Below are 14,270 nucleotides of genomic sequence, written 5' to 3' on the forward strand. Positions count from 1 at the left end.
CGACTGTGACACGCCCAGCCAGGCACTTGAGATCACGATAACCTATTGGCTAAGCGACTTCAGTGGCAAAAAATCAAAGCGGGAAAGGAGTTCGCAAAGAGAACAGGCAAACGTGAGAGTTACAGCAGATTGTGGAGGCAGGCTCGTAATACCCGACGACGCTAAACCTGCCCGGTCTGACTACCGCAGGCCGGGCAAGCACAGCACCACCGGGAAAGTAGGTGAAGCAGCCTCATCCTTGAGGACCGCTTTTTGAACTCAGAAGCGCCAGCTCATGCCGGTCATCAGCACGAAACTGTCTTCGCGGTCGATCATTGGGCTGTTTTTAACGTCATCCGGCAACACGGTATAAACCGCGCTGGCATTCAGGAAAAGGTTATTGGTCAGTTTGTATTTCGCGACCAGTCCCACGTACGGGTTCCAGCTATCGCCCGCGGTGTATTCGTTCATACCACTGTGGCGAGACTCTTTACCGGAAACACCGTAGTAGTAGTCGTTGAAGCTTTCGTCATAGTAAAACACACCCACGGACGGAATCAGGGTCAGACGCTCCATGCGGATCGGGTGGAAGTAGGAAATTTCACCCACCACCCCGCCACTTTCGTCCATGGCATCCGCCGCAACGCCAAACTTCAGGCTACCCCAGCGCTCGTGGCGATAGTAGGCGCCTCCCAGGAATGCAGATGCTTTGCGCTCATCGAGCTGCTTCATCGCGTGGTCGTCATTGTCATCGGGATCAAAATGCAGCGGCATCCAGGACGCCGTCAGGCTGAGTTCATTCTTACTGTCTTTCCACAACGCCCAACCGGCGGTGGTCTGACGCACGTAGAAATTATCGCCTTCATAACTAATGAGTGGAACCGCAGTCGTATTTTCGTTATACCCTTTGTAAGGCGATTCATTGAAAACAGCGCCCGCACCCAATGAAAATTCACCCGCCATTGCTGATGAAGCGAAAAATAAGGTTGTGGTGATGAGCAAATTCTTTTTAGTAATCATTCCCTGTATCCATTAAATGCCTAACAAACGAGGCGAATAATAATGGTTACAAATTTGCCGATGCAATGAATGTGTTTATATAATATTATATATGAAATCATATAGATGAGCGTACGTGATGAATAATTTACAGATTAAGCCGCGTGAGTTAAAAATCATTTCTGTTATTGCCGCCACCGGCAGTATCGGAGACGCCGCCGCGTTGTTAGGCATGGCGCAGGCCAATGTCAGTAAATATCTCGCAGATTTTGAAACCCGCGTGGGTTTGAAAGTTTTTGAACGTACCACCCGTCAACTGGCGCTCACGCAGTTCGGCGAGGTCCTGCTCCCTTATATCAACGCATCACTTGATAAAAATAATCAACTCATTAATTTTATCGCCGATTATAAACATGAAAAAAGCGGACGCGTCACGATTTACGCGCCTACAGGGATCAACACCTATCTCGCTCGCCATGTGATCCATCTTCTCGAAGAGATCGGCGATATTCGCATTTGTTTAAAAACCTATAATCCTAATCGTAATGAATTATCTGAAGGCGTCACGTTTCCTGACGACTGCGACATCTTAATTACCTATGCACAACCCAAAGATGAAAGCCTGGTTGCTTATCAGCTAACAAAATATTCTGTTACCGCCTTCGCCACACCAGAATATATCAAAAAGCGTCCTATTAACGGACCCGATGATTTAATTAAACACTCCTGTATTTTGTTAGATTCCATATTAGTGGATGATGCTAACATCTGGCGTTTTCGCGTTCATGGCAGCGACGAAGTGCGCGATTATAAAGTCACCGGTAATTATATTTGTGATAATACACAAACGGCGCTGGAGCTGGCGCGCAACCACCTTGGTATCGTGTTTGCGCCAAAAGAGAGCCTGAAAAGCGAGATTGAGCAAGGCATCTTAATGCCCTGTTTTTCTCATCAGGAGGAGTGGTGGCTGGATCTGACGGCTATTTTCCGCAAGCGCGAATATCAGCCGTGGCGGGTTCAGTACATTCTGGATGGTGTGCTGAACAGTCTGCGAGAGCGAATTAAGCAGGCCGTCCCAGGGGCGACCCGCTCTGATTAATTAGAACAGTCCCAGCGGTTTGTCGGAATAACTCACCAGCAGGCATTTCGTCTGTTGATAGTGATCCAGCATCATCTTATGGGTTTCACGTCCGATGCCCGATTGTTTATATCCCCCAAATGCCGCGTGGGCCGGATAGGCGTGATAACAGTTAGTCCAGACACGCCCGGCCTGAATACCGCGTCCCATTTTGTACGCCAGATTACCGTTGCGACTCCAGACCCCGGCACCCAGCCCGTATTGCGTATCGTTGGCCAGCTCAAGCGCGTCCTCCATGGTTTTAAAGGTTGTCACCGCCAGCACCGGGCCGAAAATCTCTTCCTGGAAAACGCGCATGTTGTTTTGACCAAACAGAATGGTCGGCTCCAGGTAGTAGCCGTCTTTCAGATCGCCTTCCAGCACTTTGCGTCGGCCACCCGTCAGGACATCCGCGCCCTCTTTTTTGCCGATATCGATATAGTTCAGAATGGTTTCCAGCTGCCCATGAGAAACCTGCGCGCCCATCTGCGTCACGCTGTCCAGTGGGTTTCCGCTGCGAATGGATTCCACACGACGAATAGCGCGTTCCATAAAGCGTTCATAAATCGATTCCTGAACCAGCGCGCGGCTCGGGCAGGTGCAGACTTCGCCCTGGTTGAAGGCAAACAGCGCAAAGCCTTCCATCGCTTTATCAAAGAAGGCGTCCTCTTCGTCCATCACATCGGCGAAGAAGATGTTCGGCGATTTACCACCCAGCTCCAGCGTCACTGGAATGATATTTTGCGTGGCGTACTGCATGATCTGCTGGCCGACTTCCGTGGAGCCGGTAAACGCCACTTTCGCGATACGTTTTGAGGTCGCCAGATATTCACCGATTTCGCCGCCCGCGCCGTTCACCACGTTTATCACCCCTGGCGGCACCAGATCGCCGATGATTTCCATCAGCAGCAAGACCGACAGCGGCGTTAAGCGCGCCGGTTTGAGCACCACGCAGTTACCCGCCGCCAGCGCGGGGGCCATTTTCCAGCTCGCCATCAGCAGCGGGAAGTTCCACGGAATGATTTGCCCGACCACGCCCAGCGGCTCCTGGAAGTGATAAGCCACTGTGTCGCTGTCCACTTCGCTGATCCCGCCCTCCTGGGCGCGAATACAGGAGGCAAAATAGCGGAAATGGTCAATCGCCAGCGGCACGTCCGCGGCGGTGGTTTCGCGGATCGGTTTACCGTTATCCCAGGTTTCTGCCGCGGCCAGCAGCTCGAGGTTTTGCTCCATTCGGTCGGCGATTTTGAACAGGATCGCGGCGCGGTCCTGAACGGAGGTGTGCGCCCATTTCTCTTTCGCTTTGTGGGCCGCATCGAGCGCCAGATCGATATCTTTTTTGCCGGAACTGGCAATTTCGCACAGCGGCTGCCCGGTCACCGGGGTCAGGTTGGAGTAGTATTCGCCGTCGACCGGCGCGACCCAGCCGCCGCCAATGAAGTTGTCATACCGGGGTTTTAGCTTGAGAGGATAACCATACTCGCCAGGCTGCATACGCGTTGAGGGAGGATTGTTCGTCATGACCGTCTCCTTGCTGTTGGTGTCTAACAAGGGTAGTCACAGCTGGCGAATTTCTCGCCAGCCGCTTACAGCTTTACGACAGGTATCACGGATTATTTGCGCGGTTATTTTTCGATCTGCGGGAACAGCAGCGAATCGCGTAACAGGTGGTCATTACCCCGACGGCGCGTGAAGCCAATACGATTGAAATACTCCAGAATTTGTATCGCCAGTTTGCGGCCCACGTTCAGGCGATCGCGGAAGTCGGCAGCGCAGGTCGATCCCTTTTCCTGATGCAGATCGCGGATCAAACTGGCAAAGGTGACGATGCGATCGTTACGGTAATAGCGATCTTTGACGATCGCGGTAATCAGCCCCTGCTGCGCGGCGTGGCGCAATACCTGACGCATCACCACTTCATCCGTCGCAGTTTCGCGGGCCAAATCGCGCACCCACCAGGGTTCATCGCCAAACAGCGGGGCGGCTTTTTGCCAGATGGCGTCCTGTTCCGGGGTAAATCCGGCTTTGTGATCCGGCAGATGCAACCAGCCGTGATGGCTGTGGATCATGCCGCTTTCGCGCATCTTTTCTATCAGCAGCAGTACCAGCGCGTCGTCTTCCATCGGCAGCGCCATACGGCGCAGACGTTCGCGGCCTGGGCCTGGCTCGTCCTGATGCTGTTCGTGGTAGGTCGCAAGCGTAGAGAGCACCTTGCGCTGCCAGTGGGCGGCAACCGGTGCATTAAGCAGGCTGTATCCGGCCTGAATAAAGCCAGGCTGCTGCGTAAGCTGGCGCAAACCGTCACCGCTCAGCTGACGCCCCCATGCGAAATCGGCGAGATTCACTGCACCGCGCTCAAGATGCACCGCCAGCGCAGCCTGGTCGTCTTCTGCCTGTGCCAGCGCCGCCAGCCACTGCAGATATTCAGGCTTACGTTTTCCGCGACGCGGCGGATTGAGCGTCACCACGCGGGCGCCTGCCAGGGTGACGCGCGCAGAGATATCACGCAGCACCAGCCGGTCGTTATCCGCCAGCCACAAAGGGCTATCCAGCACCAGCTCAGCCAAATCGTTTTCCAGCAAAGAGACACGGCCCGTCACGTGGCTGGCGGCGTGGTGAATATGCAGCGGCTGCCACTGGGTGAGCGGCGCGTGGGTGTGCAGAGAGACAATCACCCGCGTGGAAGGCTCCGGCGGCGCGTCGGCCAGCAGCCAGTCACCGCGATTGAGCTGCTCTTTTTCCGCATCACCGGCGATATTCAGGGCGATACGCTGCCCCGCCTGGGCCTGTTCCGTGGGCTGGTTCTGTGCGTGCAGCCCGCGCACGCGCATCGGTTTATTCACGCCCGTCAGCCACAGGCTATCGCCCACCTTCACTTCACCGCTGAGCGCCGTCCCGGTCACCACCAGTCCGGCCCCTTTCACGGTGAACGCGCGATCTATTGCCAGACGGAAGCTGTGATCGCTGGCCGGTTCGCGGGAGGAAAGATGCTGTAAATGGTCGCGTAGTTCGTCGATTCCGCGCCCTTCAGTCGCTACTGTGACAAAAACCGGCGCATAGGGGAAACCGTACTCCAGAAGAGTAGAGCGAATCTCTTCGCGCACTTCGTCAATGCGGCTCTCGTCGACGCGATCCGCTTTGGTGAGCACCACCGTCAGCTGCGGCTGGCCCGTCAGCTGTAAAATCGCCAGATGCTCACGCGTTTGCGCCATCACGCCGTCGTCGCAGGCCACCACCAGCAGAGCGTGATCGATACCGCCGACCCCGGCCAGCATATTGGCGAGAAACTTTTCATGGCCTGGCACATCGATAAAGCCGAGTACCCGACCGTCTGGCAGCGGCCAGTAGGCGTAGCCAAGATCGATGGTCATGCCGCGCTTTTTCTCTTCCGGCAGACGATCGGCATTCACGCCGGTAATGGCATGTAACAGCGTCGTTTTTCCGTGGTCAACGTGACCGGCAGTGGCAATAATCATTTCAACAACATCTCCAGAAACCGTTCTTCATCTTCAAGGCAGCGCAGATCCAGCCACAGGCGACCATCGTAAATGCGCCCGATAATCGGCGTAGGCAGCGCACGCCAGCGCGCAGACAAGGCGTCGAGCTGGCTTCCGCGCCCGTCGCGCGGCGTCAGAGTCAGCGCGGCGCTGGGCAGGCGGTCAACGGGCAGCGATCCGCTACCAATCTGCGACTGACAGGGTTCCACGCGCACGTCGAAATCGGGGAAGTGTGCGGCGACTTGCGGCAGTAGCAGTTCCGCCTGAGCGCGAATCGAGGCCGCATCGCGCGCCAGCAGACGCAGCGTTGGCAGACGTTCGGCCAGTTTCTCCGGATGGAGATAAAGCCGCAGCGTGGCGTCCAGCGCAGCGAGGGTCATTTTATCAGCGCGCAGGGCGCGTTTCAGCGGGTGCTGCTGGAGCTTCGCAATCAGTTCACGTTTACCGACCACAATCCCGGCCTGTGGGCCACCGAGCAGTTTGTCGCCGGAGAAGCTCACCAGGCTCACGCCTGCGGCGATCATCTCCTGCGGCATCGGCTCTTTCGGCAGACCGTAGAGACTCAAATCCACCAGCGAACCGCTGCCCAGATCGGCAATGACCGGCACGTTCAGTTCGCGGCCAATTTCCGCCAGCTCCGCCTCTTCCACCGTTTTGGTAAAGCCTTCAATGTGATAGTTGCTGGTGTGGACTTTCATCAGCAGCGCGGTGTTTTCGTTAACCGCCGCGCGATAATCTTTCGCATGCGTGCGGTTGGTGGTCCCGATTTCATGCAGCTCGCAGCCCGCCTGACGCATCACGTCAGGAATGCGGAACGCGCCGCCGATCTCCACCAGCTCGCCGCGCGACACCACCACCTCTTTGCCGCTGGCGGTGGCCGCCAGCATCAGCAGAACCGCCGCCGCATTATTGTTCACAATGCAGGCATCTTCCGCGCCCGTTATCTGGCACAGAAGATCAGCCAGCGCGCGGTCGCGGTGTCCACGCCCGGCACCGTCCAGATCGTACTCCAGCGTCACCGGGGATCGCATCGCCTGCGTGACCGCCGTTATCGCCTCTTCCGCCTGTAGCGCGCGGCCTAAATTGGTGTGCATCACCGTTCCCGTCAGGTTGATCACCGGACGCAACGCGCTTTGCGTATGCGCTGTCAGCCGTTTCTCCACCTCGTTCGCCCAGTCCTCGCACCACTGCGGCAGCGTATTTTGCGTCTGAATGTGCAGGCGGGCTTCATCCTGCATCACATTCAGGAGCGCCACCATGCGGGTGTGCCCGGACCGTTCAAGAAGAGGGGTGAATCGGGGATCGCGCAGCAGGCGATCGGTCGCAGGGATCTGGCTGTAGAGGGAACGATAAGTAGTCATTAACATGCCTGGCGGTTGGAGTTCTACCCCCTCCCGACGGGGGAGGGAGTCAACGTGCAGAGGGATTGTACAGCGTACAGAGGTGAAGTGTTATAACCCGCGTCAAGCCTTTGGTGGTTCGGTGCGGGCAAAGCTTTCTCGGCTAAAGAGCGTTTCGGCCAGTTTGACCAGCAGCGGGCGATCCACGCACCAGCCGGGAGAAACGCGGCGGAAATTGAGATAGCCAATCGCGCAGGCGATGGCGATGGTCGCCAGATTGAGCGCGTCGGTTTTGAGTTTCCCGTCCTGAAGCAGCTGTTCGCACATATCAAGACTGCGGCTGATTTTTTCCCGCTGACGCACCAGCTCCGCTTCGGATTGCTGCGCGGCAGGTCGCGCCTGTTCACGCACCGACACCAGCGCCGCATCCATGATGCCGTCGGCCAGCGCTTCGATCTGTTTAATCGCCAGTGCCGCTTTCGGCTCACGGGGCACCATCGCCGGGGCAATCCCGAGCAGCTCGATGTACTCGGCAATAATTGGAGAATCAAACCAGGTTTCGCCATCATCGGTTACCAGCGCCGGCACTTTCCCGAGCGGGTTGTACTGTGCCACGCCGGTTTCCGCGTGATAGGGCTGTTCGTTCACAAACTCGAACGTGATGCCTTTTTCCAGCAGGAGAATCGAAATCTTACGTACGAAGGGGCTGGTGTAGCTGCCGATGAGTTTCATTGCCTGATCCTTTACGCCAACAAAAGTGTAAGTATGGATCAGGCAACAAAAAAAGCAGAACGTTAATGGTCGAGATACAGGTAATGCATCCAGCTGGTCATGCGCAGCAGCACTTTCCTCATGACGGAGACGTGCGCGAAGTGGTCGGAATAGACCGCCACCTGGGCATAAATCCCGTCAGGGAGGGCATCGACGTCCGCGCTAGGGTCCAGATCGATAGTGGCAAGCACGCCGTCTGTGCCAGGTACCACCGTCAGGGATTGCAGTGAGCCTTGCGCCTGGTAGGAACCGCCCGGCACGACCGGCAGAATGCTGCTCAGTTTGCCGTGGAATACTTGCCCCGGTAGCGCGTTAAAGACCACTTCCGCGTCATCACCCGGTTTCAGGCGCAGCAGAGAGTTCTGGCGGAACTGAGCGACAATCTGGCGTTTTTGGTCAGGAATAAAGACCATCACCGGGCGCAGCGGGAGTGCTGCGGCATAGGTGCCGGGGCGAATCAGCACCTGAGTGACATAACCATCGCTCGGCGCACGCACCACCGTTTGTTCGAGGTTGTACTTCGCCTCGGTCAGCTGTGCCCGCAGGCTGGCAATCTGCGACTGCTCGCCGTTGACCATGCTGTCTAACTGGCTTTTGATTTGTGCCTGATCGGCCACCGAGGCTTTCACCATCGCATCCTGCGCCAGATAGTTTTGCTGTGCGTTGTCGATATCGCTTTCAGAAAACGGGTTTACCTTCGCCCGGCTGCCTTTCAGATAGCGCTGGTAATCCTTATACAGGCGGTCGCGCTCTGCGGAGACGCGGGTGGTATTGGCCTGCGCTTCCGACAGCTGGCCTTTCAGCACGTCAATATTGTAGGTGGCGGTGACCAGATCAGCCTGCAGTCTGTCGACTCGGGCCTGATAGCGAACCGGATCGATTTTAAATAACACGTCGCCTTTTTTAATTAGCTGGTTATTTTTATCCGTCACTTCACTCACCACCCCGGTCACTTGCGGCGTGATCGGAATAGAAATCACCGCTTTTTGCGCCGTAAATGTATAAGGGTGGTTATAGTTCATTAATAAGATCAAACCGGCGACGATAAATACCCCACCTAATGCGGCGGTGGCGAGCGTCCATTGGTTAACCGGAATACGGAAGATTTTAAAGATCGCCCAGGCAAACGCGACATAGGTCAGAATAATTAGCAGATCCATGATTAGCTCTCCGGCGTATTTTTTTCTGCGGGCGTTGGCTCCGCGGCTAGCCGGTGTTCCAGCTCGGTAACGCGTCTGGTGAGGGCATCAATATCGGGTTGCTGCGGGGGCTGCGCAATGTGATTTTGCATCCCCCATCCGCGCTCGGGCTGGTACAGCGTGGCCCAAATCCACAGGAATGGCCAGATGATATGCAGCGTAAACAGGCTGACCCAGCCCGCTGTATGGATCGCATCGGCATGGGGATGATTACGCTTTTTCGCCATCAAATAGGGGATATCATGAATCGCAATGATCCCATAAAAAATGACCAGAAAAACGAAAATCAATACGCCCAGCGCGAAATAGTTAAGGAACATATTTGCCTCACTAAAATAGCTTCAACTCTTTAAAAATATTAAATGGTAAGCAACCAAATTAATTTCTTACTGTGCAATTTCTTTGCACATATAAATTAGAGCCGTGGAGTATTATTATTAAAATATCTCCGCGCAAGTTTAATAGCGTGACAAAATATATCCTGACTAATAATCTACTTAATCTTACATTAGCAGATTAATCCTCATTACGCTTTTTCTCCATAACACTAAGGGATGAACCATGTTGTGGAAAATCAGGGACTGGATTAGAGCCTGGCTGAATTGACAAAACAGAAGTGGGCGGCGATCACACCTGGAGAAATCTGCCTTCAAATTTATTGTGAAGATGATCACAAACATCCAACAAACCCGCCAACACAAAATGTGATTATGATCACATAAAAGCGTCAATCCTGGCGGATTTTTCCCCTGTGTATTTTTTTTACACACCACATTTGTGACGAAGATCACTTCAATTTTAGCCCCACCCCCTACATTTACGTGATTGAGATCACACAAAATTTCGCTGTCTGGACAGTTGAACGATTCAGTGCCAGATTTCACAGCATCAGAACAGGGCTCGGCTACCTCTGCCGCCGCACATTAACGATAAACCTCGGGCCGCAAGCCTAAGCGTAAACAGAAGAAGGGGTGTTTTATGTCATCCGATATCAAGATCAAAGTGCAAAGCTTTGGTCGTTTCCTGAGCAACATGGTGATGCCAAATATCGGCGCGTTTATCGCGTGGGGTATCATCACTGCGTTATTTATTCCGACAGGGTGGTTGCCGAACGAAACGCTGGCGAAACTCGTTGGCCCAATGATTACCTATCTGCTGCCACTGCTCATCGGTTATACCGGTGGTCGTCTGGTTGGCGGCGATCGCGGCGGTGTGGTCGGTGCTATCACCACCATGGGCGTTATCGTCGGTGCGGATATGCCGATGTTCCTCGGTGCGATGATTGCAGGTCCTTTAGGCGGCTGGGCAATTAAGAAATTTGACGTCTGGGTTGATGGCAAGATCAAATCCGGCTTCGAAATGCTGGTGAACAACTTCTCCGCTGGCATCATCGGTATGATCCTGGCGATTCTGGCGTTCCTGGGTATCGGCCCTGCGGTTGAAGTGCTGTCGAAAGTGCTGGCTGCGGGCGTTAACTTCATGGTCGTTCACGACATGCTGCCGCTGGCCTCTATCTTTGTAGAACCAGCGAAAATCCTGTTCCTGAACAACGCGATCAACCACGGTATCTTCTCACCGCTGGGTATTCAGCAGTCCCATGAACTGGGCAAATCCATCTTCTTCCTGATTGAAGCTAACCCAGGTCCGGGTATGGGTGTTCTGCTGGCGTACATGTTCTTCGGTCGCGGCAGCGCTAAACAGTCTGCTGGCGGCGCGGCTATCATCCACTTCCTGGGCGGTATCCACGAAATTTACTTCCCATACGTGCTGATGAACCCACGTCTGATCCTGGCCGTTATCCTCGGCGGTATGACTGGCGTGTTCACTCTGAGCGTGCTGGGCGGCGGTCTGGTTTCTCCTGCATCTCCGGGTTCTATCCTGGCGGTTCTGGCGATGACGCCAAAAGGTGCCTACTTCGCTAACATCGCGGCAATCTGCGCGGCAATGGCTGTCTCCTTCGTGGTTTCCGCAATCCTGCTGAAAACCAGCAAAGTGAAAGAAGAAGACGATATCGACGCTGCGACCCGTCGTATGCAGGATATGAAAGCCGAATCCAAAGGCGCTGCAACGCCGCTGACTGCGGGTGACGTCTCTAACGACCTGAGCCACGTGCGTAAAATCATCGTAGCCTGTGATGCCGGTATGGGTTCAAGCGCCATGGGTGCTGGCGTGCTGCGTAAGAAAGTCCAGGATGCGGGCCTGACCAACATCTCCGTGACCAACAGCGCAATCAACAGCCTGCCACCGGATGTCGACCTGGTCATCACGCACCGCGATCTGACAGAACGTGCGATGCGTCAGGTTCCACAGGCACAACACATTTCACTCACGAACTTCCTCGACAGCGGCCTGTACTCTAGCCTGACCGAGCGTCTGGTAGCGGCACAGCGTCACACCGACAACGAAGTGAAAGTCCGTGATAGCCTGAAAGACAGCTTTGATCCAAACGACAGCCACCTGTTCCGTCTGGGCGCTGAAAACATCTTCCTCGGCCGCACCGCGAGCCACAAAGAAGAAGCGATTCGCTTTGCGGGTGAGCAGCTGGTGAAAGGCGGTTACGTCGAGCCAGAATATGTTGATGCGATGCTGGCGCGTGAGAAACTGACGCCAACGTATCTGGGTGAATCCATCGCGGTGCCACACGGTACGGTTGAAGCGAAAGATCGCGTTCTGAAAACCGGCGTGGTGTTCTGTCAGTACCCGGCAGGCGTGCGCTTCGGTGAAGAAGAAGACGACATCGCCCGTCTGGTGATTGGTATCGCCGCTCGCAACAACGAGCACATCCAGGTGATTACCAGCCTGACCAACGCTCTGGATGATGAATCCGTCATCGAGCGCCTGGCGCAGACCACCAGCGTTGAAGAAGTGCTGGCGCTGCTGAACAAGTAACAGCGTCCTATCCCCTCTCCCAAACGGGAGAGGGTTAGGGTGAGGGAAATGCCTCACCCCAGCCCTCTCGGGTAAAAACATTGATGAAGGTTAATACTATGAAAGCATTACATTTTGGCGCAGGTAATATCGGTCGTGGTTTTATCGGCAAACTGCTGGCAGACGCGGGCATTACGCTGACATTCGCCGATGTGAATCAAGTGGTGCTCGACGCCCTGAATGCCCGTCATAGCTACCAGGTTCACGTCGTGGGCGAAAACGAGCTGGTTGAAACCGTCTCGGGTGTGAATGCCGTCAGCAGCATTGGCGACGACGTTATTGACCTGATCGCCAGCGTTGATCTGGTGACCACCGCCGTCGGTCCGGTTGTGCTTGAGCGTATCGCCCCTGCCGTCGCGAAAGGTCTGGCAAAACGTAAAGCCCAGGGCATCACCACGCCACTGAATATCATCGCCTGTGAAAACATGGTGCGCGGTACCACGCAGCTGAAAGGCCACGTTCTGGCCGCCGTCGCCGACGAAGATAAAGCCTGGGTCGAAGAGCACGTTGGCTTTGTCGATTCCGCCGTGGACCGTATCGTCCCGCCGTCTGAATCCGCCACTCACGATCCGCTGGAAGTAACCGTTGAAACCTTCAGCGAGTGGATTGTTGATAAAACTCAGTTCAAAGGCCCGCTGCCGACGATCCCGGGTATGGAATTAACCGATAACCTGATGGCATTTGTCGAACGCAAACTCTTCACGCTGAACACCGGGCATGCTATAACCGCGTACCTCGGAAAATTGGCCGGTCATCAGACCATTCGTGATGCGATTCTCGATGAGAAAATCCGTGCGGTGGTAAAAGGTGCGATGGAAGAGAGCGGCGCGGTCCTGATCAAACGCTACGGTTTTGATGCCGAGAAGCATGCGGCATACATTCAGAAAATCCTCGGTCGTTTCGAAAACCCGTATCTGAAAGATGACGTTGAGCGCGTCGGTCGTCAGCCGCTGCGTAAACTGAGCGCCGGCGATCGCCTGATCAAACCGCTGCTGGGCACGCTGGAGTACGACCTGCCGCACGCCAACCTGGTAAAAGGGATTGCGGGCGCCATGCACTATCGCAGCGAGCAGGACCCACAGGCGCAGGAGCTGGCTCAATTGATCGATACCAAAGGCCCGCAGGCGGCACTTGCCGAGATTTCAGGGCTTGAGGCCAATAGTAGCGTGGTTGTGGAGGCGGTTAACGCATATAACGCAACCAAATGATTCAGGATCAGGCGCAGGTTCTCCTGCGCCCGAACGACAGATTGTCAGATATGCAGGCAATAATGGAACAAACCCAGGCCTTTGAAAACCGTGTGCTTGAGCGTCTGAATGCTGGCAAAACCGTACGAAGTTTCCTGATTGCCGCCGTCGAGTTACTCACCGAGGCGGTGAATATTCTGGTACTTCAGGTGTTCCGCAAAGACGACTACGCGGTAAAATATGCTGTAGAACCGTTACTGGACGGCGACGGACCGCTGGGCGATCTGTCGGTGCGCCTGAAGCTCATTTATGGCCTCGGCGTCCTCAGCAGGCCCGAGTATGAAGATGCGGAACTGCTGATGGCCCTGCGCGAAGAGCTAAATCACGACGGTAATGAGTACGCTTTTACCGACGATGAAATTCTCGGGCCGTTTGGCGAATTACACTGCGTCACCGCCCTGCCGCCGGCACCGCATTTCGATAACAGCGATCCTGAACTGTATGCGATGCAAAAGCTTCGTTATCAACAGGTTGTGCGTTCTACGATGGTCCTTTCCCTGACTGAGCTGATTTCACGAATCAGCTTAAAAAAAGCGTTTCAGAAGTAACCCTGCGCACATTGGTGTATCCTTCTCTTAATTCCCCCGTTTTTAGAGCTATATGTGATGAAAGAAGTCGAAAAGAACGAAATTAAACGCCTGAGCGATCGCCTGGATCTGATCCGCCACCAGCAGGCTGATATGTCGCTGGTTGAGTCCGCTGAGAAATACGCTGAGCTGGAAAAAGAGAAAGCGACGCTGGAAGCAGAAATCGACCGTCTGCGTGCCGTGAAAGGCCACAAGCTGAGCAAAGAAGCGCAGAAGCTGATGGACATGCCGCATCGCCGTGCGATCACCAAAAAAGAACAGGCCGACATGGGCAAGCTGAAAAAAAGCGTGCGCGGCCTGGTGGTTGTGCACCCGATGACCGAACTGGGCCGTGAAATGGGCCTGAAAGAGATGACCGGCTTTTCGAAGACGGCGTTCTGATTTAGCTGCCGGGTGACGCCATGCTTACCCGGCCTGCTCCCCCCTCTCCTTAAAATTGGCCCAACCAATCCCCTGACCAATACTTCCCTGGTTCACACTTCCATTATTTCTGCTCACAAAATCATTGCCCATCCATAACATTTGATTAACCATTTGTTGTCATTACCCCTACATCACACTATTGGCAGGACCACTTTTACACAAACTGTGACGCTGAGATGAGCG

The 14,270-nt window shown here is 54.9% G+C and carries 12 protein-coding genes; 5 read left to right on the plus strand and 7 right to left on the minus strand.

The genetic code is table 11. From position 1 onward, the window contains the following. Positions 1–258: 258 nt before the first annotated feature. The gene (locus DAI21_RS03670; protein ID WP_100778161.1) at positions 259–999 is read right to left on the minus strand and encodes a MipA/OmpV family protein; all 741 of its coding nucleotides are present in this window, start codon (positions 997–999) and stop codon (positions 259–261) included. Between the two features lie 118 nt (positions 1,000–1,117). On the opposite strand from DAI21_RS03670, the gene DAI21_RS03675 reads away from it, so the two are divergent. Further along, positions 1,118–2,077 carry a LysR family transcriptional regulator gene (locus DAI21_RS03675; RefSeq protein WP_100778162.1) on the plus strand — a complete coding sequence of 320 codons (960 nt, stop codon included), beginning with the start codon at positions 1,118–1,120 and terminating at the stop codon, positions 2,075–2,077. Here DAI21_RS03675 and aldB read toward each other — a convergent pair whose 3' ends face one another. The 6 genes from aldB to DAI21_RS03705 all read right to left on the minus strand — a co-directional run bounded on the left by aldB (position 2,078) and on the right by DAI21_RS03705 (position 9,222). Continuing rightward, a complete protein-coding gene (gene aldB, locus DAI21_RS03680; RefSeq protein ID WP_102105043.1) occupies positions 2,078–3,616 on the minus strand; it encodes an aldehyde dehydrogenase AldB in 1,539 nt (512 codons plus the stop codon). It abuts the gene before it with no gap. A gap of 104 nt (positions 3,617–3,720) precedes the next feature. Further along, complete coding sequence (gene selB / locus DAI21_RS03685) at positions 3,721–5,571, minus strand: selenocysteine-specific translation elongation factor (protein WP_107702513.1); 1,851 nt, start codon at positions 5,569–5,571, stop codon at positions 3,721–3,723. Beyond that, positions 5,568–6,953 (minus strand): L-seryl-tRNA(Sec) selenium transferase, encoded by a 1,386-nt coding sequence (gene selA / locus DAI21_RS03690; RefSeq protein WP_370447039.1) that lies wholly within the window; start codon positions 6,951–6,953, stop codon positions 5,568–5,570. The genes selB and selA overlap by 4 nt, the downstream gene beginning before the upstream one ends. Before the next feature lie 102 nt (positions 6,954–7,055). Then, complete coding sequence (locus DAI21_RS03695; RefSeq protein WP_102105046.1) at positions 7,056–7,664, minus strand: glutathione S-transferase; 609 nt, start codon at positions 7,662–7,664, stop codon at positions 7,056–7,058. A 62-nt stretch (positions 7,665–7,726) separates the two neighbouring features. Then, positions 7,727–8,863: an HlyD family secretion protein gene (locus tag DAI21_RS03700; protein WP_100778167.1), complete on the minus strand. Its 1,137-nt coding sequence runs from the start codon at positions 8,861–8,863 to the stop codon at positions 7,727–7,729. 2 nt (positions 8,864–8,865) lie between these two features. Next, positions 8,866–9,222, minus strand: coding sequence for a DUF3302 domain-containing protein (locus DAI21_RS03705; RefSeq protein ID WP_102105048.1), 357 nt, complete (start codon positions 9,220–9,222; stop codon positions 8,866–8,868). Positions 9,223–9,880: 658 nt separating this feature from the next. Between DAI21_RS03705 and DAI21_RS03715 the strand changes: the two genes are divergently transcribed. The 4 genes from DAI21_RS03715 (at position 9,881) to DAI21_RS03730 (ending at position 14,045) form a co-directional block, all read left to right on the plus strand. Next, positions 9,881–11,791 carry a PTS mannitol transporter subunit IICBA gene (locus DAI21_RS03715; RefSeq protein WP_102105050.1) on the plus strand — a complete coding sequence of 637 codons (1,911 nt, stop codon included), beginning with the start codon at positions 9,881–9,883 and terminating at the stop codon, positions 11,789–11,791. 83 nt (positions 11,792–11,874) lie between these two features. Beyond that, positions 11,875–13,038, plus strand: coding sequence for a mannitol-1-phosphate 5-dehydrogenase (mtlD, locus tag DAI21_RS03720; protein WP_107702516.1), 1,164 nt, complete (start codon positions 11,875–11,877; stop codon positions 13,036–13,038). Further along, positions 13,035–13,625: a mannitol operon repressor MtlR gene (gene mtlR / locus DAI21_RS03725; RefSeq protein WP_102105052.1), complete on the plus strand. Its 591-nt coding sequence runs from the start codon at positions 13,035–13,037 to the stop codon at positions 13,623–13,625. Before mtlD ends, mtlR begins: the two co-directional genes overlap by 4 nt. A 57-nt stretch (positions 13,626–13,682) precedes the next feature. Then, on the plus strand, positions 13,683–14,045 hold the full coding sequence (locus DAI21_RS03730) for a YibL family ribosome-associated protein (RefSeq protein ID WP_100778172.1): 363 nt from the start codon (positions 13,683–13,685) through the stop codon (positions 14,043–14,045). The last annotated feature ends 225 nt before the right edge of the window (positions 14,046–14,270 follow it).

The organism is Lelliottia sp. WB101 (genome assembly GCF_003051885.1).
Lineage (GTDB): Bacteria > Pseudomonadota > Gammaproteobacteria > Enterobacterales > Enterobacteriaceae > Enterobacter > Enterobacter nimipressuralis.

What these genes read in the sequence shown, in the direction of transcription:
- mtlD (WP_107702516.1), top strand. Translation starts at nt 11,875, where the DNA reads ATGAAGGTTAATACTATGAAAGCATTACATTTTGGCGCAGGTAATATC.
- aldB (WP_102105043.1), bottom strand. Translation starts at nt 3,616, where the DNA reads ATGACGAACAATCCTCCCTCAACGCGTATGCAGCCTGGCGAGTATGGT.
- DAI21_RS03705 (WP_102105048.1), bottom strand. Translation starts at nt 9,222, where the DNA reads ATGTTCCTTAACTATTTCGCGCTGGGCGTATTGATTTTCGTTTTTCTG.
- DAI21_RS03695 (WP_102105046.1), bottom strand. Translation starts at nt 7,664, where the DNA reads ATGAAACTCATCGGCAGCTACACCAGCCCCTTCGTACGTAAGATTTCG.
- selB (WP_107702513.1), bottom strand. Translation starts at nt 5,571, where the DNA reads ATGATTATTGCCACTGCCGGTCACGTTGACCACGGAAAAACGACGCTG.
- DAI21_RS03730 (WP_100778172.1), top strand. Translation starts at nt 13,683, where the DNA reads ATGAAAGAAGTCGAAAAGAACGAAATTAAACGCCTGAGCGATCGCCTG.
- DAI21_RS03715 (WP_102105050.1), top strand. Translation starts at nt 9,881, where the DNA reads ATGTCATCCGATATCAAGATCAAAGTGCAAAGCTTTGGTCGTTTCCTG.
- DAI21_RS03675 (WP_100778162.1), top strand. Translation starts at nt 1,118, where the DNA reads ATGAATAATTTACAGATTAAGCCGCGTGAGTTAAAAATCATTTCTGTT.
- selA (WP_370447039.1), bottom strand. Translation starts at nt 6,953, where the DNA reads ATGACTACTTATCGTTCCCTCTACAGCCAGATCCCTGCGACCGATCGC.
- DAI21_RS03670 (WP_100778161.1), bottom strand. Translation starts at nt 999, where the DNA reads ATGATTACTAAAAAGAATTTGCTCATCACCACAACCTTATTTTTCGCT.
- DAI21_RS03700 (WP_100778167.1), bottom strand. Translation starts at nt 8,863, where the DNA reads ATGGATCTGCTAATTATTCTGACCTATGTCGCGTTTGCCTGGGCGATC.
- mtlR (WP_102105052.1), top strand. Translation starts at nt 13,035, where the DNA reads ATGATTCAGGATCAGGCGCAGGTTCTCCTGCGCCCGAACGACAGATTG.